The sequence below is a fragment of the Thiohalorhabdus sp. genome (assembly GCF_036628635.1).
Classification (GTDB): Bacteria; Pseudomonadota; Gammaproteobacteria; order Thiohalorhabdales; family Thiohalorhabdaceae; genus Thiohalorhabdus.
This window is the reverse complement of sequence record NZ_JAZKRM010000001.1, coordinates 1-21,582: the sequence shown is the minus strand read 5'-3', so window position 1 is coordinate 21,582 and position 21,582 is coordinate 1. Positions and strand designations below refer to the sequence as shown.

At 66.5% G+C, this 21,582-nt stretch carries 21 protein-coding genes; 16 read left to right on the top strand and 5 right to left on the bottom strand.

Annotated features, from left to right (window positions below; translation table 11 throughout):
• Positions 1 to 72 precede the first annotated feature (72 nt).
• Positions 73 to 1,191 carry an alanine dehydrogenase gene (gene ald, locus V5A19_RS00105; protein ID WP_332318946.1) on the bottom strand — a complete coding sequence of 373 codons (1,119 nt, stop codon included), beginning with the start codon at positions 1,189 to 1,191 and terminating at the stop codon, positions 73 to 75.
• A 299-nt stretch (positions 1,192 to 1,490) separates the two neighbouring features.
• Between ald and trxB the strand changes: the two genes are divergently transcribed.
• The 3 genes from trxB to V5A19_RS00090 all read left to right on the top strand — a co-directional run bounded on the left by trxB (position 1,491) and on the right by V5A19_RS00090 (position 4,498).
• Positions 1,491 to 2,426 (top strand): thioredoxin-disulfide reductase, encoded by a 936-nt coding sequence (gene trxB / locus V5A19_RS00100; protein WP_332318947.1) that lies wholly within the window; start codon positions 1,491 to 1,493, stop codon positions 2,424 to 2,426.
• Positions 2,405 to 2,983 (top strand): Smr/MutS family protein, encoded by a 579-nt coding sequence (locus V5A19_RS00095; RefSeq protein ID WP_332318948.1) that lies wholly within the window; start codon positions 2,405 to 2,407, stop codon positions 2,981 to 2,983. The genes trxB and V5A19_RS00095 overlap by 22 nt, the downstream gene beginning before the upstream one ends.
• Before the next feature lie 276 nt (positions 2,984 to 3,259).
• Positions 3,260 to 4,498, top strand: a complete 1,239-nt coding sequence (locus V5A19_RS00090) for a DUF1015 domain-containing protein (RefSeq protein ID WP_332318949.1) — start codon at positions 3,260 to 3,262, stop codon at positions 4,496 to 4,498.
• A 4-nt stretch (positions 4,499 to 4,502) separates the two neighbouring features.
• Here V5A19_RS00090 and truD read toward each other — a convergent pair whose 3' ends face one another.
• The 3 genes from truD to ispD all read right to left on the bottom strand — a co-directional run bounded on the left by truD (position 4,503) and on the right by ispD (position 6,756).
• On the bottom strand, positions 4,503 to 5,492 hold the full coding sequence (gene truD / locus V5A19_RS00085) for a tRNA pseudouridine(13) synthase TruD (protein ID WP_332318950.1): 990 nt from the start codon (positions 5,490 to 5,492) through the stop codon (positions 4,503 to 4,505).
• Between the two features lie 71 nt (positions 5,493 to 5,563).
• Positions 5,564 to 6,049: a 2-C-methyl-D-erythritol 2,4-cyclodiphosphate synthase gene (gene ispF / locus V5A19_RS00080; RefSeq protein ID WP_332318951.1), complete on the bottom strand. Its 486-nt coding sequence runs from the start codon at positions 6,047 to 6,049 to the stop codon at positions 5,564 to 5,566.
• Positions 6,049 to 6,756: a 2-C-methyl-D-erythritol 4-phosphate cytidylyltransferase gene (gene ispD, locus V5A19_RS00075; protein ID WP_332318952.1), complete on the bottom strand. Its 708-nt coding sequence runs from the start codon at positions 6,754 to 6,756 to the stop codon at positions 6,049 to 6,051. The genes ispF and ispD overlap by 1 nt, the downstream gene beginning before the upstream one ends.
• 184 nt (positions 6,757 to 6,940) lie before the next feature.
• Here ispD and mfd point away from each other — a divergent pair, with 184 nt between their 5' ends.
• The 4 genes from mfd to V5A19_RS00055 are packed head-to-tail and all read left to right on the top strand — an operon-like array spanning position 6,941 to position 14,035.
• Entirely contained in the window at positions 6,941 to 10,450 is a 3,510-nt protein-coding gene (mfd, locus tag V5A19_RS00070) for a transcription-repair coupling factor (protein ID WP_332318953.1), read from the top strand.
• Between the two features lie 21 nt (positions 10,451 to 10,471).
• A complete protein-coding gene (gene serB, locus V5A19_RS00065; protein WP_332318954.1) occupies positions 10,472 to 11,626 on the top strand; it encodes a phosphoserine phosphatase SerB in 1,155 nt (384 codons plus the stop codon).
• A complete protein-coding gene (locus V5A19_RS00060) occupies positions 11,583 to 13,346 on the top strand; it encodes a tetratricopeptide repeat protein (protein ID WP_332318955.1) in 1,764 nt (587 codons plus the stop codon). The genes serB and V5A19_RS00060 overlap by 44 nt, the downstream gene beginning before the upstream one ends.
• Complete coding sequence (locus V5A19_RS00055) at positions 13,343 to 14,035, top strand: CsiV family protein (protein WP_332318956.1); 693 nt, start codon at positions 13,343 to 13,345, stop codon at positions 14,033 to 14,035. Before V5A19_RS00060 ends, V5A19_RS00055 begins: the two co-directional genes overlap by 4 nt.
• Positions 14,036 to 14,107: 72 nt before the next feature.
• Here the strand turns inward: V5A19_RS00055 and V5A19_RS00050 are convergent, their stop codons facing one another.
• Entirely contained in the window at positions 14,108 to 14,482 is a 375-nt protein-coding gene (locus V5A19_RS00050) for a DsrE/DsrF/DrsH-like family protein (protein ID WP_332318957.1), read from the bottom strand.
• A 240-nt stretch (positions 14,483 to 14,722) separates the two neighbouring features.
• Between V5A19_RS00050 and V5A19_RS00045 the strand changes: the two genes are divergently transcribed.
• The 9 genes from V5A19_RS00045 to V5A19_RS00005 form a co-directional block, all read left to right on the top strand.
• Positions 14,723 to 15,421 carry a site-2 protease family protein gene (locus V5A19_RS00045; RefSeq protein WP_443081441.1) on the top strand — a complete coding sequence of 233 codons (699 nt, stop codon included), beginning with the start codon at positions 14,723 to 14,725 and terminating at the stop codon, positions 15,419 to 15,421.
• A gap of 7 nt (positions 15,422 to 15,428) precedes the next feature.
• A complete protein-coding gene (locus V5A19_RS00040; protein ID WP_332318959.1) occupies positions 15,429 to 16,640 on the top strand; it encodes a tryptophan--tRNA ligase in 1,212 nt (403 codons plus the stop codon).
• 13 nt (positions 16,641 to 16,653) lie between these two features.
• On the top strand, positions 16,654 to 17,457 hold the full coding sequence (locus tag V5A19_RS00035; RefSeq protein WP_332318960.1) for a segregation and condensation protein A: 804 nt from the start codon (positions 16,654 to 16,656) through the stop codon (positions 17,455 to 17,457).
• Positions 17,454 to 18,092: an SMC-Scp complex subunit ScpB gene (gene scpB / locus V5A19_RS00030; protein ID WP_332318961.1), complete on the top strand. Its 639-nt coding sequence runs from the start codon at positions 17,454 to 17,456 to the stop codon at positions 18,090 to 18,092. The genes V5A19_RS00035 and scpB overlap by 4 nt, the downstream gene beginning before the upstream one ends.
• The gene (locus tag V5A19_RS00025; RefSeq protein ID WP_332318962.1) at positions 18,085 to 18,816 is read left to right on the top strand and encodes a pseudouridine synthase; all 732 of its coding nucleotides are present in this window, start codon (positions 18,085 to 18,087) and stop codon (positions 18,814 to 18,816) included. Before scpB ends, V5A19_RS00025 begins: the two co-directional genes overlap by 8 nt.
• A gap of 184 nt (positions 18,817 to 19,000) precedes the next feature.
• Positions 19,001 to 19,651, top strand: coding sequence for an endonuclease III domain-containing protein (locus V5A19_RS00020; RefSeq protein WP_332319894.1), 651 nt, complete (start codon positions 19,001 to 19,003; stop codon positions 19,649 to 19,651).
• 61 nt (positions 19,652 to 19,712) lie between these two features.
• On the top strand, positions 19,713 to 20,993 hold the full coding sequence (gene egtB / locus V5A19_RS00015) for an ergothioneine biosynthesis protein EgtB (RefSeq protein ID WP_332319895.1): 1,281 nt from the start codon (positions 19,713 to 19,715) through the stop codon (positions 20,991 to 20,993).
• A gap of 217 nt (positions 20,994 to 21,210) precedes the next feature.
• Positions 21,211 to 21,363: a transposase family protein gene (locus V5A19_RS00010; protein ID WP_332327661.1), complete on the top strand. Its 153-nt coding sequence runs from the start codon at positions 21,211 to 21,213 to the stop codon at positions 21,361 to 21,363.
• A 32-nt stretch (positions 21,364 to 21,395) separates the two neighbouring features.
• Positions 21,396 to 21,582 (top strand): helix-turn-helix domain-containing protein (locus V5A19_RS00005; RefSeq protein ID WP_332327660.1); only part of this gene is annotated, 187 nt, incomplete at its 3' end.

Here is a 21,582-nt window from a genome sequence, read left to right as displayed (position 1 = left end):
CACCGTCCCCTTTCGCACTCCCGCGGCCAAACGAGAAACCAGCCGAGCCGCCTGCGGCAGCCCTTCGCGCTTCTAGGCGGGTTGTTTCCCCAGGGAAGCGGCCACCGCTGGATGATCAATTCGTCCGCCATAAACATTCAAGGCTGCATTCATCTCTGGTTCCTGGGCCAGGGCTTCTTTCGGAGCGTTAAGCGGCATTCTTGCCAACTTTTCCACGTAAGGCAACAGACGGGCCGAAAGCGATTTGGATGCGCTTCGGGGCACCGCTGCCGGCATGTTGGTGACGGCGAAATGGATCACTCCTTCGGCCACATAGGTCGGCTCCGTGTAATCGGTGGGCCGGGTGGTTTCCACGCACCCCCCCTGATCCACCGCCACATCAGCGATTACCGAGCCCGCGCTCATGGCCGCTACCATATCGCGAGTAACCACCGTGGGCGCTCGAGCTCCGGCGGTGAGTACGGCCCCCACGATGGCATCGGCCCGGGCCACGCGTTCGCCGACCAGGTCGCGGTAGGGATAGAGACCGGTGATCTGGCCCGGCCCATAGGTGGCTAGGTGGTCCGCCCGGTCAAGGTCGAGATCGAACACATCTACCCGAGCACCGACCGAAGACAGCAGGTGGGCGGCATGGCTTCCCACTTCCCCGGCCCCCATGACCACCACCGAGCCGCGGTCGGTCCCCGGTGAGCCACCGAGCATGAGTCCCCGGCCGCCGTTGGGGGCGTGAAGAAGGGTGTTGGCGTACTGCGCAGCAACCCTGCCGGCGATGGCACTCATGGGGGCCAGAAGGGGTAGGTTGCCGTCCTTGGTTTCCAGCGTCTCAAAGGCAAAAGCCGCCACCCCCCGCTCGCACAGGAAATCCGCTAGCTCGGGAACAGCGGCGAGGTGCAGGAAGCTAAACAGGACGTGGTCGGAACGGTAGTAACCATATTCCTCGGGAATAGGCTCCTTGACCTTGACGATTAGCCGGCTCGCGGCGTAAAGATCGCCCGTATCGGCCACCACCTCCGCGCCGGCCTGCCGGTAGGCTTCGTCGCCGTAGCCGCTGGCCTCGCCGGCTCCGGTTTCCACCCGGACGGCGTGCCCGGCCCTAACCAGCTCGGCTACCGCCTCCGGCACCAGAGCCACTCGCCCTTCCCGGGGCTTGCGCTCCTTGGGAATACCGATATCAACGCTCTCTTCGCTCACTGCCACTCCGCTATAACGGTTCGCACTTTCCAGACCCGGGCCATCCGGGCGGGTTTCCCGCCCCTGGGCTCCATGAAAGGGGCGGCGCCGTCCGCCGCTCAAAAGCCTACGGAGCGCCCTGAGACGACCCCGTCCTAGGGGCTGCCGGGCTTGAACCGGCCGTTATCGGACAACGGGGCTCAACTTTACGCTATGGGAAGTGCGTAGTATGTTCTGATTGCCCGCTCGGCGGCACTTTAACGCGCTACCCCGGGCGGGCCAAGCAATGCCTCCACCCTATCTTTTTGGAGCCTAGTAGGATGCCCGAAAGCCAGCATCATCGCCTGATCATCCTGGGATCCGGGCCGGCCGGCTACACCGCCGCCATCTACGCGGCCCGGGCCAACCTTGAGCCGGTGCTCATCCAAGGCATGGAGCCGGGGGGGCAGCTCATGACCACCACCGACGTGGACAATTGGCCGGGTGAGCCCGAGGGCGTTCAGGGCCCGGACCTGATGGACAAGATGAAGCGTCAGGCAGAACGCTTCGAGACCCGGATCATCTTCGATCACATCAATGATACGGACCTGAGCCAGCGCCCTTTCACCCTTAGCGGCGATCAGGGAAGCTACACCTGCGACGCTCTAATCATTTCGACCGGCGCTTCCGCCATGTACCTGGGCCTGCCTTCGGAGGAGGCGTTCATGGGCAAGGGTGTTTCCGCCTGCGCCACCTGCGACGGCTTCTTCTACAAAGGTCAGGACGTCATCGTGGTGGGCGGCGGGGATTCCGCCGTGGAGGAGGCGCTTTTCCTAGCGAATATCGCCAACCACGTGACCGTGGTCCATCGCCGGGGCGAGTTCCGGGCCGAGCGGATCATGCAGGAGAAGCTGTTCGCAAAGCCCAACATCGACGTCCTGTGGCACACCGAGCTCGACGAGGTTCTGGGCGATCAGACCGGGGTCACCGGCGCCCGGCTCAAGAACAACAACAGCGGCGAGACCCAGGACATGGCCGTCACCGGAGTATTCATCGCCATCGGCCACAGGCCCAACACCGACATCTTCGGTGACCCCCTGGACATGGACCGGCCTGGCTACATCAATACTGCCGCCGACAGCACCGCCACCAACATCCCCGGGGTTTTCGCCGCCGGCGACGTCCAGGACCGGACCTTCCGGCAGGCGGTAACCGCGGCGGGGACCGGTTGCATGGCGGCCATGGAGGCCGACAAATGGCTGGAGAAAAACACCTAGACGGCCGGCCGGAAGGAGATCTCGACCCGGAGGAGCAGGCCGCTTTCCGGGAGGCCGTGGCGGACGTCCAGCCCCTGCGCACCAACCGGGTAATACCCGACCAACCGGCACCGGAGCCGGTGGCGGCCAGCCGCCAGCAGGAAACGGAGCAGGCGCGGCTGGACCTCGCCACCGGCGCCGCCGACCCCGTACCCGAGGAGACCGGCGAAGAGGTCTTCTGGTGCCGGGATGGGCTGCAGGCCAAGGTCAAGCGCCGCCTTCGCGCCGGCCACATGCCGGTGGAGGGCGCTATTGACCTCCACGGTATGCGGGTCGAGGAGGCCCGCGAAGCCCTAGGCACCTTCTTGCACGGCGCCCTCGGCCGCAGTTGGCGCTGCGTTCGGGTAGTTCACGGCAAAGGCCGGGGCTCCCCCGGCGGCGAAGGCATTTTGCGCCGCAAGATCCAAGGCTGGTTGAGCCAGCGCAAGGAGGTGCTGGCGTTCGCCTCCTGCCCGGCTCGCGACGGCGGCAACGGCGCCGTTTATGTCTTACTGAGCCGTCGTTCGCTCCGTTCCTAGCCCTGCTCGGGCGCTGCAAAAGCCCTTTTTAACCCCCTGGCCGTAGCGCAGGGCTCAGGTCCGGCACGGCCGGAATACACCAAACGAAGGGCAGGGCTTCGCGGAGCGGTTTAGCTCCGGTGTCGGGGCGGTGCTTTGACAAACCCCAGGCCTTCGAAGCAACCCGACCCTTTGCTTTTGCCGTCTTCTAGATAAGCGCCGGCAGGTCGTTTGGCAGCGCCCTGGCGGCCCCCGGCCCAACCCCTGTTTTCGGATGAACCGAGCAAGGAGCAACCAATGGCCCTAATTCGTCCCATCGCGGGCCTACGTCCCGCCGCCGGACAGGCTGAGGAGGTAGTCGCTCCCCCCTACGACGTGCTCGATTCGGAGGAGGCAAGGGAGCGGGCCGCGGGCCGGCCATGGAGCTTCCTCCACATTTCCAAGCCGGAAATCGACCTCCCGCAGGGCACCGATCCTTACGCCGACGAGGTTTACGCCAAGGCAGCCGAAAACCTGGAGCGCATGAAGGAAGAAGGCGTCCTGGTCTGCGACGAGGGGGCGCGCTACTATGCCTATCGCATCACCATGGGGGAGCATGTCCAGACCGGTCTCGTTGTTGGGGCCTCGGTGGCAGCCTACGACGACAACCGCATCCGCCGCCACGAGTACACCCGCCCGGCCAAGGAGGATGATCGCGTCCGCCAGATCGAGGCGCTTAACGCCGAAACCGGTCCCGCCCTGCTCGCCTATCCCACCGCACCGGACGTGGATGCCCTGATCGCCGAGGCGGTCCGGGGCGAGCCGGATATGGACGTGACCGCCGACGACGGTGTCCGTCACCAGGTCTGGATCGTAGCCGACGCGGACCTAAACCGCCGGATTACCAAGGCCTTCGACGCTTTCCCCGCCCTTTACGTAGCCGACGGCCATCACCGATCTGCAGCCGCTTCCCGGCTCGCCGCCAAGCGCCGCGAGCAGGCCGCCAATCCCACCGGTGAGGAAAGCTACGAGTACTTCCTGGCCGTGGTCTTCCCCCACCATGAGATGCAGATCCTGGACTACAACCGAGTAGCACAGGACCTGAACGGCCTGAGCCCCCAGGCCTTCCTGGACCGGGTGGGCGAAACCTTCCCCGTGGAGCCCGCCGAAGAGCAGGTACGGCCTCAGCAATCGGGTGAATTCGGCATGTACCTGAAGGGGGACTGGTACCGCCTGACCCTTCCGGCGAACCTTGTCCCTTCGGACCCGGTGGCCCGGCTCGATGTGAGCCTGCTGGCCGATTACCTCATCGAGCCCATCCTGGGCATAAGCGATCCCCGTACCGATGACCGTATCGACTTCGTTGGCGGCATTCGCGGCCTTGGCGAGCTGGAGCACCGCGTGGACAGCGGCGAAATGGCGGTGGCCTTCGCCCTCCACCCCACCAGCATGGAGGATCTCATGGCCGTGGCGGAGGCAGGCGAAGTGATGCCACCCAAATCCACCTGGTTCGAGCCCAAGCTGGCCGATGGGCTGGTCTCCCACGTGCTGGACTGAGGCCTCAATCGGCCCGGATCACCTCCCGCACTACCGCCGTGGCGAAGGCCCCGGCCGTAAGGGAAAAGGTCACTCGGACCCCGCTAGGCTCCAGACGCCAGCCCCCCTCGTCCACGGTCAGCCGGGTGGCGCGGCGGTGCGCGTCCACACCGGCGGTGATGGAACCTTCCACCAGGTTCCCGTCATCGGCCAGGATGGCCTCCTCCAAGTCCCGAACCCCGCCTTCCGGGATCAGCCCGTCCCGGCCGGGAAGGGGACCGCTGGGATGGAGGATTCCCCGTTCCCAGCGGTTGTGCTCGATCTCGGGGTCGGCAATCACGAAGCCGCTGGCCTTGCCGTGGAACAGCGCCACCTCCCCGGGCAGCAGCCGGTCCCAGGTCCCCGCCTTTACCCGTGCCGCCAGCACCCGGTTGAACAGGTAGGAACGGGCAGCGGACAGATACAGTCCGCGCCGGTGCCGGTCCCCGGCTTTCCCACCGGCGAATAGGTGTCTGGCCCCGTCCAGGTTGGCGCCTCCGCGCCCGAAGCGCTGGGGGCCGAAGTAGTTGGGCACCCCCCTGCGCATCGCTCGCTCGAATTTTGCGGCCACCGTCCAGCGGGCCCGGGGCGGTACCCGCAGCAGCAGGCGAAAGCGGTTGCCGGCCAGGGCCCCCCGCTTGAGCTTTTTGCGGGCTCGGTCCGCGGACTCCACCGCCCACCCCTTCCCCGACCAGTTGCGGGGGTCCACGCTTAGACGGTCCGCAGGCAGGGTGAAGTGCTGCACCGCCAGGGCATGGCGGTCCTTGAGACCGGCGAAGCCCACATCCCGCGGACGGCACCCCGCCAAGCGGGCCAGATCCCTGGCGACAAGATCGGTGTTGATCCCGATCTTGCGCACCCGCAACAGGAAATGGTTGCCCTCTCCCTCCGGAGCGAAGGTCAGGTTTTCGGAAACCTCGAAGTCCTCCGGGTGGACCCGGAAGGCCCCCACCGGCCGAAAGCCCGGATGGGCCACTGGCCAGGGGTCGTTGGGCAGCTCCCCTGGCGCGGGCCTGGGAGCCGATGCCGACCCCCTGCCGGAGGCCGTCAAGGGGCCTGTGCCGCTGGCTTTAGTAAGACCATGGCCAGGGCGGCGATGCCTTCGCCCCGCCCGGTCCAGCCCATGCGCTCGGAGGTTGTTGCCTTGACGTTGACCCGCTCCTCGCCGATGCCCAGTTCGGCGGCAATAACCGCCTCCATGTCCGGGATAAAGGGCGCCAGCTTGGGTTTCTGCGCAACAACGGTAAGGTCCGCGTTGGCCACGGACCAACCGTCGCCGGCCACCATGGCTGAAGTCTCGCGAACGAACTCCCGGCTGTCCCGGTCGGCGTGGGCGGGATCGGTGTCCGGGAAACGGCGCCCCAGGTCGCCGTGGCCCGAGGCCCCCAACAGGGCGTCGCATAGGGCGTGGAGCACGACATCGGCGTCGCTGTGGCCAGCCAGCCCGTAATCGGCGAGTATTCGGACACCGCCTAGGATAAGGGGGCGATCCTGGGCGAAGGTGTGGGCGTCGAAGCCCTGGCCGATACGCATCACTGCCCCTCAAGCACGGTGGCGGCCAGGGCCAAGTCTTCGGGCTGGGTGATCTTGAGGTTGTCCTCCCGGCCGGGGACCACCCGGACACGGTAACCGGCCTGCTCCATCACCATGGCCTCATCGGTGGCCGGGGCATCCCCGGCCAAGGCCCGGTCCAGGGCCCCCGCCAGCTTGTGCGCGGCAAACACCTGCGGCGTCTGGGCCCGCCACAGGGGCTTGCGGTCCACGGTGGCCTCGATCTGGCCGTCGCCGTCGACACGCTTGAGCGTGTCCGCTACGGGCACCGCCAGGATGGCGCCGTCGGCTTCACGGGCGGCCCCCACGACGGCGTCCATCTCCAGGGTTCCGATGCACGGTCGTACCGCGTCGTGCACAAGCACCAGATCCTCCGGCCCCAGGTTGTCCAGTGCCTTCATGCCGTTGGCTACGGACTCCTGGCGCTCGCCACCCCCGGGAACGGCAGCCAGGACCTTCTCCCTGCCCGCCAAGCGCTCCCGCACCCCCGGCCAGAACGGGTCGTCGTCCCGGATCACGGGCTGGACCGCATGCACCGCGGGATGGTCCGCCAAGCGAGTCAGGCTGTGCTCGAGAATGGTGCGACCGGCAAGCTCCAGATACTGCTTGGGGTGCTCACCGCCCATGCGCTGGCCGATCCCCGCGGCGGGTACCACGGCCCATACTCGACCCGAAAAGGAATCCGGCAAGGGCTACCGTCCTTGGCTGCGATCAAAGGGAACCAGAGTTCCCGAGTATAGCCTAAAAACCCGCATTGTGCTTACCCCAAGCTTGCGGGAAAATAGGGCGCCCTCGGCCCCCGGGGCCTAGACCTGGGGGCCGTTCCGTATTCCTGTCTGCGAAACGACATTGAGCGAAGAAGCCGTACCATCCATGCCCCGCGAATGCTCCATCCAGCTTCCCCTGCCGGAAGGGGGTTGCGCCCGCGTCTGGGGAAATCTCCAGGGTAGCGCCGGGCCTCTTGCCCTATTGGGGGCCTATCACCGCCACAACGGCCCCTTGCTGGTGGTATGCAACGACATCCCCCACATGCAGCGGGTGGAAGCCGCCCTTCGCTTCTTCGGCGGCGAGGGGCTGGAATCGGAGCTGCACCTGTTTCCCCACGGGGAGACCCTGCCCTACGACACCTTCGCACCGCACGCGGAGCTGGTTAACCAGCGCCTAACCACCCTTTATCACCTCCACAACGGTGGCGGCGGCGTCGTCCTGGCCCCCTGGGCGGCCCTCTCCCAGGCCCTGCCGCCCCCGGAGTTCCTGGACCGGTTCGCCCTGTGGTTGCAGGTTGGCCAGAGCCTGGATCCGGAATCCTTCCGGGAGCGCTTGGACCGCGCCGGTTACCAGGTGGTGTCCCAAGTAACCGAGCCGGGCGAGTTCGCCGTGCGCGGTGGCCTGGTAGACCTGTACCCAGCCGGCAGCGAGCAGCCGGTTCGCATCGACCTGTTCGATGACGAGATCGACAGCATCCGCTATTTCGACCCAGAGACCCAGCTGACCACCGGCCAGGTGGACGAGGTCCGCCTGCTCCCGGCCCGCGAGGTCCCCCTGGACGAGGAAGGCATCGCCCATTTTCGCTCGGCCTTTCGGGCCCGCTTCGAGGGGGATCCGAAAAGCATCCCCCTTTACCGGGACGTCTCCCAGGGCCTAGCCCCCGGGGGCATCGAATACTATCTGCCCCTGTTCTTCGAGCGTACCGCTACTCTTACGGATTACCTCCCCGGGGCGGTCTTGATCGGCCTCCCCGGGGACCGAGCGGAGGTCGCCGAGGCCTGGGACCGGGAGGTGCGCGAGCGCTACCAGGTACGCTCCCGGGACCCCCTGCGCCCGGTGTTGCCGCCGGAGGAGCTGTTTTTGGATCGGGCCACGGTGGAGGATCGGCTAGCCGGCTTCTCCCGGGTGGAGATGAGCGCTGAGCCCACCGGCGACGCCGAGGCCGACGCGGCGGTTACGCCCCCCGAGGCCTTCCCGGCCGCCCGCGAGCGACATACGGCCATTGATCAGCTGGCCAGCTTCCTGGGCCCGGAGCCGAACCACCCCACCCTGCTGGTTGCCGAGAGCGCCGGCCGCCGGGAAACCCTGCGCGAGCTTCTGGGCGAGCGCCGCCTGATCCCCCGCGATGTCGAGGACTGGGAGGCCTTCTGCCGTCAACGGCCGAATCTGGCCCTCACCGTTGGCAACATGGAAAACGGGCTGGCTATGGCGGATCCGGGCCTCCGTGTCGTGCCCGAGGCCCAGATCTTCGGGGGCCGCGCGCCCCGCCGCGAGGTCCGCGAGCGCCGGCGGGATCCCGAGGCCGTCATCCGCAATCTGGGGGAGCTAGAGATCGGCTCGCCGGTGGTCCACGAGGACCACGGCGTCGGCCGCTACCAGGGCCTGACCCGTCTGCCCTCCGGCGAGGGCTTTGACAGCGACTACCTGGTGCTTGAATACGCCGGCGGCGACAAGCTCTACGTGCCCGTTGACGCCCTCGACCGCATCAGCCGCTACACCGGCTCCTCCGAAGAGGGCGCGCCGCTGCACAGGCTCGGTGGCGACCAGTGGCGCAAGGCCAAGGCACGCGCCCGCCAGAAGGCCCGCGACACCGCCGCCGAGCTGCTCGAGCTTTACGCCAAGCGGGCGGCCAAGGAGGGCTTCGCCTTCCCTGAGCCAGACCATGCCTACCACGAGTTCGCCGCCGACTTCCCGTTTGAGGAGACCCCGGACCAGGAGCGGGCCATCGAGGAGGTCCTGGCCTCCATGCAGGCGCCCCAGCCCATGGACCGGCTGGTCTGCGGCGACGTCGGCTTCGGCAAGACCGAGGTGGCCATGCGAGCAGCCTTCCTGGCGGTGAACGCCGGCAAGCAGGTGCTGCTGCTCACCCCCACTACCCTGCTCGCCCAGCAGCATACCGACAGCCTGCGCGACCGCTTCGCCAACTATCCCGTACGCATCGAGCAGCTGTCGCGGATGCAGACCACCAAGGAAGTCAACAAGGCCCTGGAGGGCATCCAGCAGGGCACGGTGGACATCGCCGTGGGGACCCACCGCTTGCTGCAAAAGGATGTCCGCTTCAACGACCTGGGCCTGGTGATCCTGGACGAGGAGCACCGCTTCGGCGTCCGCCAGAAGGAGCGACTCAAGCAGTGGCGGGCCGAGGTGGACATGCTCACCCTTACCGCCACGCCTATACCCCGCACCCTCAACATGACCATGGCGGGCATCCGCGAGATCTCCATCATCGCTACTCCGCCCGACGAGCGCCTGGCGGTGAAGACCTTCGTCTCCGAGTGGGACGACGCCCTCATCCGCGAGGCGGTCCTGCGCGAGATCCGCCGCGGCGGTCAGGTGTATTTCCTGCACAACGAGGTGCGCACCATCGAGCGCGCCCGCGATCAGTTGGAGAAGCTGGTGCCTGAGGCCACCATCCGCGTGGCCCACGGCCAGCTGCGCGAGCGCGAGCTCGAGGACGTCATGGCCGACTTCTACCATCAGCGCTTCAATGTCCTGGTGACCACCACCATCATCGAGTCGGGTATTGATATTCCCAGCGCCAACACTATCGTCATCAACCGCGCCGACCGCTTCGGGCTGGCCCAGCTGCACCAGCTGCGCGGCCGGGTGGGCCGCTCCAGCCACCGGGCCTACGCCTATCTGCTGGTGAATAGCCGCCAGGCCCTGACCAACGATGCCGAGAAGCGCCTGGAGACCATCGAGTCCCTGGAGGACCTGGGCGTGGGCTTCCTCATCGCCAACCACGACCTGGAGATCCGTGGTGCCGGGGAGATCCTGGGCGAGGGCCAGAGCGGCCACATCGATTCGGTGGGCTTCGAGACCTACGTGGAGCTGTTGAACGAGGCCATCGAGGACCTCAAGGCTGGCCGCGGCGTGGACGTGGAGACGGAGCCGGAAGAGGAAGAGACCAGCACCCAGGTCCACCTCCACCTGCCCACCCTCATTCCCGAGGACTATCTGCCCGACGTCCACGAGCGCCTGGTGCTGTACAAGCGCATCGCCTCGGCGGCCTCCCGCGAGGACATCCAGGGCCTGCAGGAGGAGATGGTGGACCGCTTCGGGCGCCTGCCCGAGTCCACCGCCAACCTATTGGAGGTGGCCCGGCTCAAGCTACGGGCCCGCCCCCTGGGCATCGAGCGCCTGGAGGGCGGCCCCGTGGGCGGCCGCGTGGTGTTCTCCCACAAGCCCCATATCGATCCGCAAAGGCTGGTCGGGCTCCTCCAGACCGATCCCCAGACCTACGGCCTCAACGGCAATCGCGAGCTGCGCATCAAGGCCGACTGGGCCCGGGCCGCCGATCGCTTCGCCGGCATTGGTCGGGTCCTGGACCTGCTCGAAGCGGGCCCTGAAGCCGCCACCACCGAACTCGCCGAAGACGTGGATCGGCCCCAGTAACCTCCGACCCAGGGAGCCGCCATGGCAACTGCCCCCTTGCGTCTTTCCGTCTATTCCGCCCATCCAGAGGGCGATCCGGCGGCCGCCGTCACGGCCGCCACCGGCGATGCCGCCACCACGGGCGGATTCGCCGGTTTCCGGATGGCCACGGCTGTTATGGATCCCGCCGGCGCGGAAGGGCTGGCTCCGAGCCTGGAAGGGGCCCAGGACACGCTAGCCTGGGGCTGGCGCGCCCGGCGCGGTAGCGACAGCCACCTGCGGGGGGTGGTCATGGGTCCGGGTCTGTCCGACCAGGCGCTCGCCACCCTTGTGGGCGAGCTGCACACCCGAGGGCAGCTGGTTACCGGCATGCGCACCCTGTCCGTATCCTTCCCGGCGGTGGAACTGGCCCTGGAGGGCGATCCCATTCCCCCCTCCGATCTGACCCGGCAGCTACAGAGGTCCGCCGAGTCCGCCGGGGTGGATCTTGCCGTGCTGCCCGCCGCCGGCGGGGACCGTGACTGGGGCCTGCTCATGATGGACATGGACTCCACCCTTTTGGCGGTGGAGTGCATCGACGAGATCGCGGAGACCGCGGGCGTCAAGGCCCAGGTGGCGGCCATCACCGAGCGCGCCATGCAGGGGGAGCTGCATTTCAAGGGCAGTCTGATCGAACGGGTGGCCATGCTTGCCGGCCTTCCCGAAAGGGTTCTGACGGAGGTCTACAATGAGCGCATCCGGGCGAACCCCGGCGCCGAGCGGCTTTTGGAGGCGGCAAGGGGCATGGGCCTACGGATCGCGGTGGTCTCCGGCGGCTTCAGCTTCTTCACGGAGCGGTTGGAGGCGGATATGGGCCTGGACTTCACCAACGCCAATGTCCTGGAGGTCGCCGACGGACATTTGACCGGCCGGGTGTCGGGCGAGATCGTGGACGGCGCCGTCAAGGCGGCCACCCTCCGTGAGCTCCGGGAACGGCTGGGTCTCGACCGGGAGCAGCTCATCGCCATGGGCGACGGCGCCAACGACCTGGCCATGATGACCCAAGCGGGCCTGGGCGTGGCCTATCATGCTAAACCGCGGGTGCGGGCGGAGGCCCCCTACAACCTGGCCGTCACCTCCTTGGACGGCCTACTTTACATGCTGGGGCTCACCGATGACGACATCGAATCCTACCGCAAGCGGGAGCGGGCAGGCTGATGCCGAAAGGGCCAGCCCTATCGCCGCCTGGGGGGTCCTGCTTCTGGGGCTGGCCCTGCTCGCGCTGCTGCCCGCGCCGGCCGCCGGACAGGATGGTGGGCGCCTGGAGACGCCGGGGACGAGGGCGGCCGGCCCCGGCATTGCCGTCATGCGGGATCGCCTCGAGGTTATGCAGGAGGAGAACCGCCAGCTGCGGCGGCGCGTTCGGGACCTCCAGGACCAGCTGACCCACCTCGATGCCCGTGTCCCCCATGTCCAGGACCAGCTGAGCACTCGCATCGATGGCCTGGAGCAGCACATCGATGACCGGGCCTCCGGCGTCGAATCCAGCCTAAGCCTCTACATGCGGGTGGGCACCTTCGTGCTCATCCTGATCGGGGTGTTCGGCTTTGGCTACCTCCACCAGATACTGCGCGGCACCATCGAGCGAGCCGTCCGCAACCACCTGCGCAGCGAGGAGTTCAACCGCAACCTTGCGGAAAAGATGGATCAGGCGGCCGAAGAAACCCGGGCATCTATCCTTGAGGCCAGTAAAGAGGAGACCCGGCAGCTCACCCGCAAGCTCATCGACGAGTTCCTGACCGAGGAGCGCAACCGCATCGAGGAGGCCGTCCAGGACGAGCAGGAAGCCCTCAAGAAGCTCCGGACCGAGCATCTCGACCTGCAGTCGCCGGTGCCTCCCGAGACCGGCGAGTACCTCGAGCGGGTGGCATCGGCGGTCCACGAGCGCAGCCTCGATTTGCTCACCGATGACGAACTCTACTACGCCATGCTGGATAACGACGGCAAGGCCAACCACCTCGAGGCCGAGCGCTACGCCCGCGAGCTACTGAGGCGCCATCCGGCCACCGCCGACAGCCTGTCCAACCTGGCCTGGATCCTGGAGCACGGCGGCCGGACCGAGGAGGCCGAGGCCCACTACAAACGGGCCCTGGAGGCGGATCCGGACCGCCAGGACGTGGCGCGGTACTACGCCTATCTGCTGACCACCACGGGCCGTTACCAGGAGGCCCGCCAGGTACTGGAGCAAGCCCTCGAGCGGGAACCAGACAATCCACGGACCCTTACCCAGTACGCGAACCTCCTAGTCCGGCGGGGCGAGATCGAGGAAGCCCGGCCCGTTCTGACCGAAGCCTTGCAGGCCAACCCCGGCGACAAGGGCCTGCTGGCCGCAATGGCCCACCTCCATTACCGCCTAGGCGAGCTGGCGGTCGCCCTGGAGCGTTACCGGGAGGCCCTGGCCGTGGACCCTGAGGACCTCAACCTGCTTGCCCAGCTGGTGCCACTGGAGCTCGAGGCTGATGACCTGGATGCCGCTGAAGGACACATCGATGCCCTGCTGGAACAGGCACCCGAATCGGTCGAGGCGCTCACCCTGAAAGGTCGCGGCCTTCTGGCCCGGGGCCGGTTCGGCGAAGCGGAAACCACCTTCCGCCAAGCCCTGACCAACGACGGCGACGGTCCTGCCCTCAACGCCCTACTGGGGTTGGCCCTTCAGGGTCAGGGCCGGCGGACCGAAGCCATGGACGTGTATAATCGGGCGGCGAAGCTAATCGGCAGCGCCGACGAGCTCGAGCGCTACCTCCTCCAGCCGCTGCGCCGCCTGGCCGAGGAGCACGATCTTCCCGGCAGTGACGAGCTAATCCAGTGGCTGGAGCAGCGAAAGCAGGAAGCCGTCGCCGGCCGTTCCCCGGACGAAAGCGAGGCGAGCGAATCGTGAGAGGAACAACCGCTGCCGTTCTCCTCCTGGCCACTAACCTGAGCGGGGTCCAGGCCGCCACGGGGGGACCGGAGACCGAAAGGAAGGAGCCCTATCAGGTCCGCTTTCTGGTGTTCCAGTACCAGGGCTACTGGGACAGCCCGCTGGCCACCAGGGGTCCAGATGCGCAGACGGATGGGGGTACGGAAGGATCCGACGGCGGCGCCGATAGCGGCGGCACGGAGGGCAACAGCACCATGGGCACGGCCTGGGACAAGCTGAGGGAATCCGCCCGGTATCGCCCCCTCCTGCGGGATTTGGCGGTGCCTTTTGACTACCCCAGGGAGAAGGCCGAACCGATTCCGCTTTCCGGGAGCTGGCCGGCCAGCATCCGCCTGCCCTTTGCCGCTATGGACAGCCTAGCGGATCGGCCCATCAGGCTGGCTTCGGGACGGAGCTGGGCCCGGGAGGGCTTTGGAGCGCACCCCTTTAGCGACCGGATCCGAGGCTCGATCACCTTCTCCAAGGGCCGCTACCCCCACTTGGATGTGGATCTGGTCTTCACCGAGGCCCAGCGTTGGATGCCGTGGGGGGTGGATGTGCGCCATTACTTCATGCGGCAGAGCCGGCGCATCCTGCCCAACCGGTTCTACTATTTCGACCACCCCCGCTTCGGCCTCATCGCCTACATCGAGCCCATGGGGGGATAGACCGGACCCTCCCCGGCTGGACAAAAAAAGGCCCGCCTTTCGGCGGGCCTTTTGGGGATCGGGCCGGTGACCTTAGTAGGTCATGGTGCAGGTGTCCTCGTCCATGGCCTGGGTGATGACGTAAGCGCCGCCGACCACTTCCTCGACCTCGTCGATGAGGCCGGACTTGTCCACGCCCAACAGGTCCAGGGCGGGGGTGCAGGCCTTGAAGCTGACACCTGCTTCGGCGGCGTCGGCAATGAAGTCGTAAACCGACTTGTCGCTGCCTTCCTGGACGTACAGGTTCTCCGGCACGCCCTTTTTGACTAACTCGCCGGCGCCGCCCGTGATAACCACCTCCACGTCGAATTCCATGGCCGCCGCTACGGTGGCCTGGAAGAACGGGGCACCAAGCTCGGAGCCGTGGCGCGGGTCCGTATTCACCATTACGATCATCAGCTTTTCCATGAGGCCATCCTCCTGGCTCGAACCGAAACGGCGCCTGCATGTCGCCGGGAAAATTAGAAATACAGGATACTCCCATAGTATCCCGCCCCTTGCAAACAGGATCTTTGATCCTTTCATTAACTCCGCTAACAATCTGGAAGGAGTTCACTATAGGGTAAACCTTGGACCATGGCCCTTTCCCCCAGGTTTCACGGTAACCGCGGATTGCCCCGTGGCAGGCGCAACCCCTATACTTCCGTGATGGACCTCAACCTTGTTCAGATCGTTGCAGCGGCCGTCATCCCCGTTTTATTCGCCATCACCCTCCACGAGGTGGCCCACGGCTGGGTCGCCCGGGTCTTCGGGGACCAGACCGCCTTCGTTATGGGGCGCCTCAGCCTCAACCCGGTTCGGCATGTGGATCCTGTAGGAACCGTGGCCCTTCCCGCCGGACTGATCATTCTCGGCTACCTCTCCGGGACCCTGCTCCCTATATTCGGCTGGGCCAAGCCGGTACCGGTGCATTTCGGCAATCTGGCTCAGCCCAAGCGGGACATGATCTGGGTGGCGCTGGCGGGGCCGGGCGCTAACCTCCTTATGGCCCTGTTCTGGTCAGTGGTGGCGGGGGTGGGCGGGACGGCCTTCCCCATGGGCTCCATCGGGTTCAGCTTTGTGGTGGCCATGGGGGTGATTGGCATCTACATCAATCTTATCCTGATGGTCCTGAACCTGTTGCCCCTGCCGCCCTTGGACGGGGGCCGCGTCGCGGTAGGCCTGCTGCCCCAGCCCGCCAGCCGCTGGGTTTCCTATCTCGAGCCATTCGGCCTGCCCCTCCTCCTCGTCTTGCTGTTCACCGGCGCCCTGGGCTCATTGATTATCGGACCGTTCCTCTTCCTTTTCGGGACGCTGTTCCGTTTCTCCGGGCTGGACCCCAGCATCCTAAGCGGCATTTTCGGATAAGGCTGCCATGGAAAACCGGCCACAGAACCAGCGGATCGTCTCCGGCATGCGGCCATCGGGGCGGCTTCATCTCGGTCATTACCACGGCGTACTCAAGAATTGGCTGCAGCTGCAGGAGGCCAACGACTGCTTCTATTTCGTGGCCGACTGGCACGCCTTGACCACCGACTACGAGAACCCTCAAGGAATCCCCGATGCCACCTGGGAGATGGTCATCGACTGGCTTGCGGTGGGGATCGATCCGGCGAAGGCGGTTCTGTTCGTGCAGTCGGCGGTCAAGCAGCACGCCGAGCTGAATCTGCTGCTTTCCATGCTTACGCCACTGCCCTGGCTGGAGCGGGTCCCTACCTTCAAGGACCAGCAGCAGAGGCTGGCCGAGCGCAACCTGGCCACCTACGGCTTCCTGGGCTATCCCCTGCTGCAGAGCGCCGACATCCTAATCTACAAGGCCGACGGGGTCCCCGTGGGCGAGGACCAGCTCTCCCATCTGGACATAACGCGACAGGTGGCGCGGCGCTTCAATTGGCTTTACGGCCGGGAGGCCGATCACGAGTCCAAGGTGGAGGCAAGCCTCAAGAAGATGCCCAAAAAGACCACGGCCCGTTTCAAGAAGCTGCGCTCGGCCTGGCGGGAGTCGGGCGACGCCGAAGCCCTGGAGGCGGGCAAGGCCCTCCTGTCAGAGCAGGACAATCTGGGGCCCGAGGATCGGGAGCGGCTGCTCGGGGAGCTGGAAGGTCGGGGCCTGGAAATCCTGCCCGAGCCCGACCCCCTGCTCACCCCGGCCGCGAAGTTTCCGGGACTCGACGGCCAGAAGATGTCCAAGTCCTACGGCAACACCATCGCCCTGCGGGAGGAGCCTGACGAGGTAGAGACCAAGATCCGTACCATGCCCACCGATCCCGCCCGGGTGCGCCGCATCGACCCCGGAACCCCGGAGAAATGCCCGGTATGGGAGCTGCACAAAATCTACTCGGCCCACGAGACGCGTGCCTGGGCCCACGAGGGCTGTACCACCGCCGGCATCGGCTGCGTCGATTGCAAGGGGCCGGTGATCGAGGCCGTTCTGGCCGAGCAGGAACCCATCCGGAGGCGGGCCCAGGACCTTGCGGCCCACCCCGAACGGGTTTGGGAAATCGTCCACGAGGGCAACCAAAAGGCCGCGCGCATCGCAGAGGAAACCCTGGCGGAAGTGCGCGCGGTCATGGGCCTGGCCCGCTGAGGAGCAAGAGCCGGTGACCGCCTCGACCTCCCACCAGTCCAACGGCACCGAGGAGGCCGTCGCCCGCGTCGAGGGCGCGTCCGTGATCCAGCTGCCGGACGACCTCTACATTCCCCCGGAGGCCCTGGAGGTCTTTTTGGACTCCTTCGAGGGCCCGCTGGACCTGCTGCTCTATCTAATCCGCCGCCACCGCCTGGACATCACCGTGATCTCCATTCAGGCGGTGGCCCATCAATACATGGAATACGTGGAGCTCATGCGCCAGACCCGGCTGGACCTGGCCGGGGAGTACCTGGTCATGGCGGCCACCCTGGCGGAGATGAAATCGCGTACCCTCCTGCCGCGGCCGGAGGCCGAGGAGGAAGACGAGGAGGCGGACCCTCGCGCCGAGCTCATCCGGCGCCTCCAGGAATACGAGCGCTTCAAGGAGGCCGCGGAAGCCCTGGACCGCCTGCCCCGGGCCGAGCGCGATTTTTACGTTGCCCGGGCCCCCATGGACCCCGAAACCGAGGCGCCCCGCGCCGAGGCAACCCTCCTGGACCTCCTGGAGGCCTTCCGTGGCACGCTGCAGCGAAACCAGCTCCGCGGGGATCACCACGTCGCACCCCAGGGGCTTTCGGTCCGCCACCGCATGAGCGAGGTACTGGAACAGCTGGACAGCGGCGCCGCGAGCCGCTTCGCCGATCTGGTGGATCCCGACGAGGGCCGGGAAGGCACGGTGGTAACCTTCCTCGCCTTGCTGGAGCTTGCCAAGGAGCACGTGATCGACCTAGTCCAGATCGAGCCCCTCCATCCCCTCTACGTGCGCGTGCCATGAGCTGGGAGCCGGAACGTCTCCAGGCCATCGTGGAGGCCGCCCTGTTCGCCTCCGGCGACCCCCTGTCGCTGTCCGGGCTACAGCGGTTGTTCGAGGACCACGAGGCCCCGGCCCAGGACCAGCTGCGGGCGGCCCTCACCGCCCTGGACACCGCCTACCAAGGGCGCGGGGTATGCCTGGTTGCCACCGGCGGGGGCTATCAGTTCCAGACCGCCCCCGCCACCAATCCCTGGGTCCTCCGGCTCTTCCAGAGCCGCTCGCCCCGCTTTTCCCGCGCCGTTCTGGAGACCCTGGCCATCATCGCCTACCGCCAGCCGGTTACGCGCTCGGAGATCGAGGAAGTACGGGGAGTGAGCCTGAGCTCGGGTGTGCTCAAGACCCTCACCGAGCGGGACTGGGTCAAGGTCGTGGGCCGCAAGGACGTTCCTGGTCGGCCATCCCTCTACGCCACGACCCCCTATTTCCTCAGCTACTTTGGCTTGAATAGCCTGGAGGACCTGCCGCCCCTGAAGGCCATCCCAGAAGGGGATATGGACGCCTTGGTGGAACAGCTCGATCAGGGCCAGCAAGCGGATGGGCAGAAAGCCGGCGACCGCCCGGCCGAAGGCGGGGAACAAGACAGCGCGGATGGCTGAGCGTCTCCAGAAGGCGCTAGCGCGGGCGGGGCTGGCCAGTCGGCGGCAGGCCGATCGCTGGGTAGAGCAGGGCCGCGTTACCGTCAACGGCCGCACCGCCGTTCCCGGGACCCGAATCAACCCGGGGGACCGCATCGCCCTTGACGGCGAGCCATTGGATCTTCCCAATTTATCGTCGCCCACCCTGGTCCTCGCCTACCACAAGCCGGAGGGCGAGTTGAGTAGCCGGCGGGACTCCGAGGGCCGGCCCACCGTCTTCGGCCGATTGCCCGAACTGGAAGATTGCCGATGGATTCAGGTGGGCCGGCTAGACCTAAACTCCAGCGGCCTGCTGCTTTTTACCAACGACGGCGACCTGGCCAACGCCCTCATGCATCCCAGCCGGGAGGTGGAGCGCGAGTACCGGGTTCGGGTCCGCGGTCGTCCCGACGCCGCCATCCTAGACCGCCTGCGCCAGGGCATCACCTTGGAAGACGGCCCTGCCCACTTCGATTCGGTGGAGATCCTTCCCGGCAAGGGCAAAAACGCCCAATTGCGCGTCGTCCTGGGAGAGGGCCGCAAACGGGAGGTGCGCCGGCTTCTCGAGGCCGTCGGCCATCCCGTCAGCCGCCTACTCAGGGTGCGCTACGGCCCGGTCACCCTGCCCCGCGACCTGAAGCCGGGCCAGTGGCGGGAGCTATCGAGCGACGAGGTGGCCGAGCTGCGGCGGGCGGTGGGGTTCTGAGTGTTCAGTGTTCAGTGTTCAGTGTTCAGTGTTCAGTGTTCAGTGTTCAGTGTTCAGTGTTCAGTGTTCAGTAGCTTGGGCGGGTCATATAGACAGGTTCCCCGGGTACCTCCCTAAAATTCTCCGACCAGGCCGGTACCCTTTCTGATCACTGAACACTTCCAACTGTAAACTTGCCTGTCCCATGCCCACCTTCCCCTCCGTCTACGACACCCTTTACCAAGCCTTCGGGCCCCAAAACTGGTGGCCGGCCGAAACGCCTTTCGAGGTGGCTGTGGGGGCCGTATTGACCCAGAACACCGCCTGGATCAACGTGGAACGGGCCATCGCCAACCTGAAGGCGGCGGATTGCCTGGGTCCCGCCACGCTGCACGCCATGGATCCGGCCGAGCTAGCCGGGCTGATTCGCCCCGCGGGCTATTTCAACATTAAGGCGCAGCGCCTCCAGGCCCTCTGCCGCTTCCTCCTGGACGAGGCCGACGGTTCGCTGGCGAACCTGACCAACCGGGACACCTCGGCCCTGCGGGCCCAGCTTCTGGGCATCAAAGGGGTAGGCGAGGAAACCGCGGACTCCATCCTGCTGTACGCCCTGCACCGCCGGGTCTTCGTTGTGGACGCCTATACCCGCCGCATCTTCGAGCGCCTCGGCCTGCTGAAGCCAGGCCTCGGTTACGGTGCCATCCAGGCCGCCTTCGAAGGCAATCTGCCCCGGGACCGGTCCTTGTTCAACAACTACCACGCCCTGATCGTTGCCCTCGGCAAGGACTACTGCAAGCCCAAGCCGCGCTGCGAAGCCTGCCCCCTCCAGGACCTGTGCCCCAGCGCGGTAACTTGACGGTTGCGCAATGGCTCTGCGTTACTAAGTAAGCACCACCGGATATCAAAAGGCTCGCCTTATGGGCGCACCCTCCGCCGAGCCAACTGTTTGCACGCATAGCCAGGCCCTTAGTCGCCGCTACCGGGCCGTCCGCGCGCGTACGGAGGCGGTGTGCGCGCCGCTGTCCGCCGAGGATTGCGCCGCCCAGTCCATGACCGAGGCCAGCCCGGTCAAGTGGCATCTGGCCCATACCACCTGGTTCTTCGAAACCTTCATCCTGGAGGCCCATCAGCCTGGATTCCAGGCCTACGCCGATGCCTTCCGAGTCCTTTTCAACTCCTATTACAACGGCATCGGCGAGCAGCATCCGCGTGCTAGCCGCGGCCTGCTCACCCGACCTTCCCTGGACGAGGTGCAGGCCTACCGCGCCTACGTGGACCGCTCCCTGAGCAATCTGCTGGCTTCGCCGATGGGCGACAACCCGGCTGTCCACAAGCTGGTGGAGCTGGGCATCAACCACGCGCAGCAGCATCAGGAGCTGATCCTGATGGACCTCAAGCATCTGTTTGCTACCAATTCGCTGGAACCCGTTTACAGCGAGGCGACCGTCGGCGGCGGGCAGCCCGCCCCGACCATGGAGTGGCTCGCCTTCGAGCCGGGTGTCCGCCACATCGGCCACAACGGCGGCGGCTTCGCCTACGACAACGAGGGACCCCGCCACCGCGTTTTCCTAGAGCCTTTCGAGCTGGCCTCGCGGCCGGTGACCTGCGGCGAGTTCAAAGCGTTCATGGCGGACGGCGGCTACGCGCGGCCGGAGCTGTGGCTGGACGCCGGCTGGGACGCCGTGCGCGCCGGCGGATGGGAGGCCCCGCAATATTGGCGGCAGGAGCCGAACGGGGAATGGAGTGTGTTTACCCTCGGTGGCCGACGTCCTGTGGATCCCGCCGAGCCGGTTTGTCACATCAGCTATTTCGAGGCCGACGCCTACGCCCGATGGGCCGGGGCCCGCCTGCCCACCGAGGAAGAATGGGAAACCGCCGTCAACGAGGGCGAGCATCACCCGGGGACATTCCTGGAAGCCGAGCGCCTGCATCCGGCACCCGCCCAAGCCCCAGGGTCAGCCCAGCTTCTAGGCGACGTGTGGGAATGGACCGCGTCCGCGTACCTGCCCTACCCCGGCTTCCGGCCTGCCTCGGGAGCGGTCGGCGAGTACAACGGCAAGTTCATGGTTGACCAGATGGTCCTGCGCGGCGGCAGCTTCGCCACACCGGCCGACCACATCCGTGCCACCTACCGCAATTTCTTCCCGACCGACGCCCGCTGGCCGTTCACCGGTTTCCGCTTGGCGAGGACGGCGTGACGGCAGTTTTCAAGGTTGGTAAGGATCTTCCTGCGAAGTTCCCTTGCCTGCTTTTCTCCCTACCCCCTTTCCGCCTTTGCCGTCACTGAACACTTAAAACTAAGGCGCTTCACGATTTCGTGTGAGTTACCCTGCCAGCCCCCTTCGACCTCAGGATAGCTGACCGCGTGACTCCGACCTCTACGCCCGGATTCCGGGCATCCAGGCCCCTTGGACGGTGACCGACGTCGACCTGGCTCGCTCCGAGGGCGAGGTTCGGGTCCATGTCGCCCACGACGAGGCGGTTCGGCTGATTTGCCCCGAATGCGGCCAAGCGGTGCCGGGCTATGACACCCGGCGGCGCCAGTGGCGCCATCTCGACACCTGTTAGCTGCGCACCCGCCTGGTCGCTGACGTCCCCCGGTGAATTGCCCGGAGCACGGTGTTCGCCAGGTCGATGTCCCCTGGGCCGAGGCAGGATCCGGCTTCACGGCCCTGTTCGAGGCCCTCGTCATCGACTGGCTCAAGGAAGCCAGTATCCAGGCCGTGGCGAAGCAGCTGGGCCTGAGCTGGAGCGCTGTGGACGGCATCCTGCAGCGGGCCGTGAGCC